Raw genomic sequence first — 7396 nt, 5'->3', positions numbered from 1 at the left:
CAAGTTCGGACGCAGCGCCGCTTCAGCAATCGCTTCTGCGTCGTTGTAATCGTTCTTTTGTCCCTTGTTGAAAGCCTTCACGTAGATCGCTGGGATGATACGAGGCTCAAAGCCCAATTTGCGCAGTGTTCGGCTGACAAAATGCGCACTCAAGCAGGCTTCCATGCCCACCACGCAACGCGGCAGTCTTTCAAATGTCGCGACTAACGCGAGGCGTTTGATCTGTTTCCGCAGGACCAGTGACGTGCTCCCCTGAAATGTCCGCGGATATTAGTTCGCTCTGTTCAGGGTTTGGTCCTCTACTGACCGTTGGTGATACTCCCGCGGGGTGAGCCCGTCGAGGCTCGAATGCGGGCGGTGGTGATTGTAATCTTCGCGCCAAGCTGCGATCAGGTCTCGGGCATGGCGCAAATTGGCAAACAGGTGCTCGTTCAGGCACTCGTCACGTAGTCGGCCATTGAAGCTTTCCACGAAAGCAAACCGTGCGAAACATGAGTTCCTTGGAGAGATGGACAAGTTGTTTAAGCCCGGCTCCAATCAGTCTGCACGGCAACAGGCACGGTGGTTCGCGAAGCATCAGAGCAGTATCGCCGGTTTTTGATCGAGCATTTCCAAGACGAGGTCGGCCTCTCGGACTGGGCGCCTCGGAGAAGTTCAATCATAACGTTTGGCTTGGGAAAATTGGGTGGGGCGTTTGGCGCGGACAACATAATGCTGGCTGCAAACCTTGCATCCAACAGCAGGGCTTCGTCTTTCATTCATAGAATGACCCGACCACTGCGAGAGAGAATTCTTGACGTCGCTTTCGATCCCAACAGTGGAATGCAAAAGCGCTTTCGCTTTTCTGTCGGAGACATTCAACCCCGTTTTGCATCTCTAGGATTTAAAAAGGAAGCCGTCGCCAATCATGTGGACAACGTTCCCGCAAATGAGGGCTGAGTGAGAGTCGGCCCTGAACTGCCTTTGGCCAGTTGGTGCAGGTGCTCCAGCGCCGTCCGCCAGAGAGCACATCCGCTGCAAGCACAAAGTTGAGCGAAGTTCGGAAGCTAATTGTGCCAGACAAGAAGATGTCTTGTTAATGACCACGCGAGCCTGAATGAATTGTTGCCAATTTGCAACACCCCCCTATCGACCACCATTTAAGTCTTTGAACGACTCAACGGCCCGGAATATTCATCACGTCCACGCGGTCACCCAGACCCTTGTCGTAACCCCTCATAAAGAAAGGGACACATATGCTTATCTGTCATTTCGCCCTTTCGGGGCCGATCAAAGCCTAAACTGAAATCAGGTCGACTTTGATCCAGCTCGCCAGTTTCAACTGGCGTTTCTCTACATCTTTATTGGGTACTACCTTATGGGCAATCCTGTCTTGGGTGGCCGCGCGTCAGCTATGTCCAGCGACGGCGTCATCACGAAATTCTATACATCGGCGGCCTGGATCGAAAGACGGGCCGAACAACAGTTAGAAGACATCGCCGAGTGGTCCGGCGTGCAACACATCGCGGCATTTCCCGATTTGCATCCCGGCAAATACGGGCCCGTCGGCTGCGCCGTGTTGGCGGATCGCATTTTTCCGCAGTTGATCGGCAACGATATAGGCTGTGGTATGTCGCTGTTCCAGCTTGACCTGCCAGTCCGCAAACTGAAGCTAGAGAAGGCCTTGCGCCGTATTCGCGCCCTCGGAGCCCCCGCCTCTGTGAGGTATGAGGCACGTCTCGAAGAGATCGGCTTGCCGCCTGATCTCTTTGCCTCCGCTCTTGGCACCCTGGGGGGCGGCAATCACTTTTGCGAAGTGCAAATGGTGAATGAGGCCAAGGCCAATACAGAGCTTGATAAGGCGCTTTTGTATCTCCTTATCCACTCCGGCTCTCGCGGCTTCGGTGCGTCTGTGCTGGGATCACTGCCAGAGGGGGCCTATGCCGGACTGCTTCCGGCGAGCGAAGTGGCGCTGTCCTACATGCACGACCACGACCGCGCGGTGCGATGGGCGCGATTAAACCGGCAGATCATCGCGGAACGGGCCGCAGAGGCGCTGCGGGCGGACTTGAGGCCGGTGGTGGATGCCCCGCATAACCTCCTCACCGAGACCAGCGCGGGTTATCTCCACCGTAAAGGAGCTGCGGTTGCAGAACATGGACTTGTGCCGCTGGCGGGGTCTCGAGACAGCGCAAGCTACCTAATGGCCCCCGCTGGGCATGCCGCAGCGCTTGGCAGTCTCGCACATGGTGCCGGGCGGAGGTACGACCGCTCCTCTATGCACGGTCGGGTGCGGGCCAAGAAGTCCGACATTGAAGCGATGCAGCGCAACGCCTTTGGTGGCCGCATACTCTGCGAAGATCGCGACCTGTTGGTTGAAGAGGCAGGCTTGGCATACAAATCAGCGAAAGCGGTCGCCGAAGACCTTAAGCGAACCGATGCGGCGCAATGCGTGGCAGAGTTCCACCCGCTCCTCACCTTCAAGAAAACACGGGAAGGGAGACGGTCATGAAAACAGCGAAACATGTGTCCTTGCTTGTCACAAGCGGCAACGGCCCTGCGGAATGCCAGCAAGCGGTTGCTGGCATTATCGAGGTGATGCGCCGCGAGGCTGAACAGCTTTCGGTCGATTTCGACTTTACAGGCACCCATCGCAAACACGGGTTCAAATCGGCTGTCATCCTTGTCAGCGGGGCAGCGGCAGAAACCTTTGCCAAGAGGTGGCGTGGCACGGTCCAATGGCGCGCAAACAGTAAGATCAGACCATCGCACAAGCGCGCCAATTGGTTCGTTGGGGTGTTCGATCTGCCCGTTCCCGCGCAGACGAGCGGGGCCGTTCTTGCGCAGGATGTTGTGTTTGAAACCTTCCGCGCGGGCGGCCCCGGCGGACAGCATCAGAATACAACCGATAGCGCGGTGCGGGCGATACACAGGCCCTCCGGGCTTGTCGCAGTCGCGCGTGAGGAGCGGTCACAGCATCGCAACAAATCCCTCGCATTGGAAAGGTTGCAGCAACTGATGGCGGCTCAAATCGCGGCCGAAGACGCAATGCAAAAGGCCACGCATAACGGTCTGCACCACGCGCTTGAACGGGGCAATCCCGTCAGACGTTTCAAGGGTCCGAGCTTTGATGAGGTAAAAGGGTAGCAAAATGGAGATGATAGACCAGTTTCTATCCAACGCTTTGGGGAGCGACTTCTTCGCCGGCGGGCTGGCGCTTGGGGCCATTGGGGTTGCTGCGGCCGTTCTGCGCTTAGCGTGCAAAACATTGTACGACGTGATGGCCCGACGAATCTGGGTGAGCCTGACTCTCGACAATCGGAGCGCGGCCTATCGTCACTTCTGTGTCTGGATGGAACATAACAGCGTCCTTTCGCATGCGCGCCATGTCCGCATGACCGACAGCAAATGGGCGCGCGGGACAAAGGGTTATGCACCCGCACCGGGTCGACATTGGTTCGTATGGTGCGGAAAACTTTGTTGCCTGGAGCGCGACATCAATGAAAAGGCAAAGGTCGGGGCATCCCACAATCAGCGTCCCATGGAGGTGCTCAATGTCACTGTTCTCTTCGGGCAGGTTCAGACCATTCTGGACTGGATTGCGGAAGGGCGCAGACTTTCTAGCACAAAGGATCGCATTGGGCCCGGGCTGCATATTCTCAAAGGGGATTGGTGGGATCATGTCGGGGATGTCCCGCGCAGATCTGTTGACACTGTTTTGGTGGATGATGACCGCATCGAAAAGGTGCTCGGCGACATGCGTTGGTTTTATGGGGCCAGCGATTGGTATGCGGCCCGCGGTGTGCCTTGGCGACGTGGGTATCTGTTTTACGGCCCGCCGGGAACCGGCAAGTCCAGCCTCGTTCGGGCTCTGGCCTCAGAGCTTTCGCTGGATATTGCCTCGCTGGACGTGGGACGGGCCACATTGACGGATGACGACCTTCGAGAGGCTATGATGTGCGCACCCAAAGGCTCGCTGATCGCGATCGAAGATGTGGATGCCGTGTTTACCCAGCGCGACGGTGGAGAGAAACGCTCCGGTGTGAGCTTCTCAGGGCTGCTGAATGCGATTGATGGCGTCGCGGCTCAAGAAGGGCGCGCCTTGGTCATGACAACCAACCACAAAGACCGGCTGGATCCGGCCTTGATCCGCCCCGGTCGCGCTGATGTCCACATCGAACTTGGCTTGGTTAACGCCGTGACCGCACGCCAGCTGTTCGACCGCTTTTTTCCCGGAGAACCTCAATTGGCGCTGGTATTTGAGGAAAGCTTGATGGGTCAGCAGCATAGCCCCGCCCAGATACAGGGCTGGCTATTGGCGAATAGCGCAGACCCGGCCAAGGCTGCCAAGGCCTCGGGGTTTGACCCTATGCAGCATGCCATCGAGGCGCGGTAACGGTGTTGGCATCCCGTTGCCCAAACATGTGCCCTGCGCCATATCATGACGCAGCTTGGGCTCGCTTCCGTCATCAGAGCTAGTTCTGTGTGCATACACCCAAGTTCGTTATTCTTAGTTGAGGACGGCCCGAAGCAGACTTTGATCAAAACACGACTATGCTGCGCCGCAGCTAGCAAATCAGGATAACTAGCGTCTTCTATTTAACTATTGAGTTGGATTGTTCGCGAGAAATGATTGAAGCTTTCGAACGGTAAAAGCAGCTTCGCGTCGTTTCTCCCAATCATGAATGCTCCTAATAATGAAATTCACATACTTCATGATTTGAGCGTTGATGAACAGTTTTTCGTGTTGCTCAAAATTCGGGTAATGGAGATCAAGGAAAGCTATAGTTTCTTTATGCCACGTAAAGGCTTGCCCACGACCATAACTCCTTTCATCTTCTGCCTGTATGGTCAAAAGCTCCAAAACTTCTTTAAAGTTTGAAAACGCTGTTGCAGAATCGATCTGAAGACTTACACCCCGTTCTAACAGGCAAACAATTAGCTGGTTTTGGGCATGATAAGGGATGTAGAACTTTCCGCGAAGCTTTGCATAGCTGATGCTGGTGCGAAAATGCTTTACAGCGGGTTCAAAGTTGTTAAGGGCTCTTTCACACATCCCAAAGGCGTTCCAAAAAAGGTCATCCTTGTTTAAATTGGGGTTCGATGATAAGTTCGAGTAGAGATTTCGAATTCTCTTCAATCGCACTTGATCTCCACTAGCGATTACCTTCAGGTAGTTAAATCGCAACAAGTCAACTAATACTAATTTCATTTCCTCATGAAGCGGGTAATTGTCAGCCAAGTTATTGGCTGATTTTTCGATAACCCCAATGAGGTCATTGTGGTTGCATATTTTCTCCATTGCATATTTTGCAAAAATTGACCCCGAGAAGTACCCATTTCCACCGTCTATAGGGTTGAAAAATAATCTGAATATGTTCGACACAGCATCAGAATCATGCACTTGACTCAAGTTGACCTTCAGGGCCTGATCAATAGACAGCTCATCAATGTGATTGTTCGTAAATTCTAGGTATATTGAAAGTAAAACAACGCTATAAGCATCAGCGGAAAGCTCTTTCAATACTTCAAGTTCTTTTTTTATCCGACCGATCATCTCGCTCGAATTCATCAAACCAACCAAGATATCGGCAAAGTTTGCCTGATAACCTTGATCTGCCCTAGAAATCAGCTCTTTCGCCTTTCGTTCGTCCGACAATTCGGACATTGTTCCCCACATACCAGCTTGATTCACCAGCGGAACTAGGTTTTCGGCATCTGATTGTGTTAATTCGCCAATCCGCAGATCAACAACATCATGATTAAGAAACTGTGCAGATAGCTCCTCTTTGCGTGACTCATGTACGCTGAGACGCGATGTGAAAATGAATATTGCATCGTCTGCTGTCAGCTTAGCCAGTTCTCTATGGTGCTTTGAGTATCTGTAAAAATCATCAACTATCAAAATTGGCTTTTTGAAATTTGCGACAATATCATGCACTTCATTGATGAAGTTCTCTTGATTTCGCGTGGCGACAAAGACGTCGTGTTCACGGCCCAGTTCAGCAGCTAGAATTTTAGAAAGTACAGTCTTTCCATGTCCCAATGGAGAATAGAGAGAGATCAAACTACGACCGGACGCGACTTCGGCTTTTACCTTATCAACAATCGTGGGACGAATGACGTAGTTTGAGCTATCTGATATGATGTCAGCCTGTAACAGAGCCTCTTGGACACGGCCAAATAGAAAGAGGTCTGTAAGATCTTCGTAATTGATATTGCGATGCTCGACAGCAGTATCTTGAGCTGATTGAAAGCAAACATACTGCTTTTTGGTTGTTTCAAAGCTAGCAGGCAGCGCAAATATGATTTGGGCAAGCCCACTCTTTTCGATATTTAGAGGATTACCGAATCTTTCTTGCATGTATGCGAGTTCTTCGTCTTCGATCCTGAAATTCACAAAGTAGATTTTCTTCTTCGATGTTCCACCTTGTAAAATCAGCTTGGCAATTTCTGGATCATAGAGCGAGTACCCCAAGAAAACTACGATATCAGCCGTGGAAATATCATTCTTCAACTCTGTGGCCCAAGGGCCTTCATAAACTTTGTTGGCGACATTGGACGCATAATCAAGGATGCACTCTTCGCGGATCGTATCGATGCGAAAGTGATTTATAAAACCGTGTAGATGGATAATGGGAAGTCTATCATTGAGCAGATCACCCGGTCGATCTCGAGCGGTCAGCGTTTGGTAAGTTTTCCCAGTTTCTTCACATGCAATTTCAGGACTATTGTCATAGTTCGTCGAATATACCCTCGACCAAGGGTATGACATGATAGTCTTCATGTCATCCGAAACGGCTTTAACTCTAAAACAATCGGTTATGATCCGGAAATAGTCCTTGATCGACTCATCCGCAACTTTAGAAGCGGCAATGGGCAGTTTCGAGAATTCTTTCCCGAGAAAGTCGTTGAACTCACCAAGAAGTGGGTTGGCGGCGGGCAGTTCTTTCAGATCGAACCCGATAGAGTCGAGGGAGGCTCCTGCCCCACAGAACAAAATTGCTCTTCCTCGGCTGGCCTTTTCTAGGATGTCTTTAAAATTGTCCGACAAAACTGTATCCTCGTGCGTCAAATGCATCTGTTGGTAAAGAAAAGCTAATCGCTAACTCGCGCAAACACCAGAAAGTTGAGGGGTTTGACTTGTGCGAAGGACGCGATGCCCCGCCTAGATCACACATTCGCTGCGTTCTAGGAGGTGTGATGCATGAAAGTTGGTGAGAGACCTATAATCTTCTTTCCAATTTCGAGCCCTTTCGCGCTTGCAGCGAAGGTCCGGTTCCCGCCGATGCCGTTGAAAAAGTCTGTGTTGCGCTGCGGCAAGTCTTTCGATTCACTCAACTATGAGGGGATGGGAGGATTTCGAGATGATGGGCAGGCAGGAAGCTCCGGCGCAGCTGTTCTATGACTTCGATCT

General features: G+C 52.0%; 4 protein-coding genes and 2 pseudogenes. 3 read left to right on the top strand and 3 right to left on the bottom strand.

Features of this window, described 5'->3' with window-relative positions; genetic code table 11:
• Positions 1-240, bottom strand: a pseudogene (locus FGE21_RS19345) (IS110 family transposase); the annotation flags it as partial.
• Between the two features lie 30 nt (positions 241-270).
• Positions 271-474: pseudogene (locus tag FGE21_RS19340) on the bottom strand (transposase); the annotation flags it as partial.
• Positions 475-1357: 883 nt separating this feature from the next.
• On the opposite strand from FGE21_RS19340, the gene FGE21_RS19335 reads away from it, so the two are divergent.
• From FGE21_RS19335 to FGE21_RS19325, 3 genes are read left to right on the top strand one after another with little or no spacing between them, the layout of a single operon-like run.
• Complete coding sequence (locus FGE21_RS19335) at positions 1358-2491, top strand: RNA ligase RtcB family protein (RefSeq protein ID WP_139665041.1); 1134 nt, start codon at positions 1358-1360, stop codon at positions 2489-2491.
• Positions 2488-3126 (top strand): peptide chain release factor H, encoded by a 639-nt coding sequence (prfH, locus tag FGE21_RS19330; RefSeq protein WP_139665040.1) that lies wholly within the window; start codon positions 2488-2490, stop codon positions 3124-3126. Before FGE21_RS19335 ends, prfH begins: the two co-directional genes overlap by 4 nt.
• Before the next feature lie 4 nt (positions 3127-3130).
• Positions 3131-4375 (top strand): AAA family ATPase, encoded by a 1245-nt coding sequence (locus FGE21_RS19325; RefSeq protein ID WP_139665039.1) that lies wholly within the window; start codon positions 3131-3133, stop codon positions 4373-4375.
• Positions 4376-4582: 207 nt separating this feature from the next.
• Here the strand turns inward: FGE21_RS19325 and FGE21_RS19320 are convergent, their stop codons facing one another.
• Positions 4583-7033, bottom strand: a complete 2451-nt coding sequence (locus FGE21_RS19320; RefSeq protein ID WP_176695496.1) for an SIR2 family protein — start codon at positions 7031-7033, stop codon at positions 4583-4585.
• Positions 7034-7396 lie beyond the last annotated feature (363 nt).

The sequence above is a fragment of the Phaeobacter sp. B1627 genome (genome assembly GCF_006265095.1).
Lineage (GTDB): Bacteria > Pseudomonadota > Alphaproteobacteria > Rhodobacterales > Rhodobacteraceae > Epibacterium.
The sequence above is the reverse complement of the archived record's forward strand: the minus strand, read 5'-3'. Positions and strand labels throughout refer to the sequence as shown.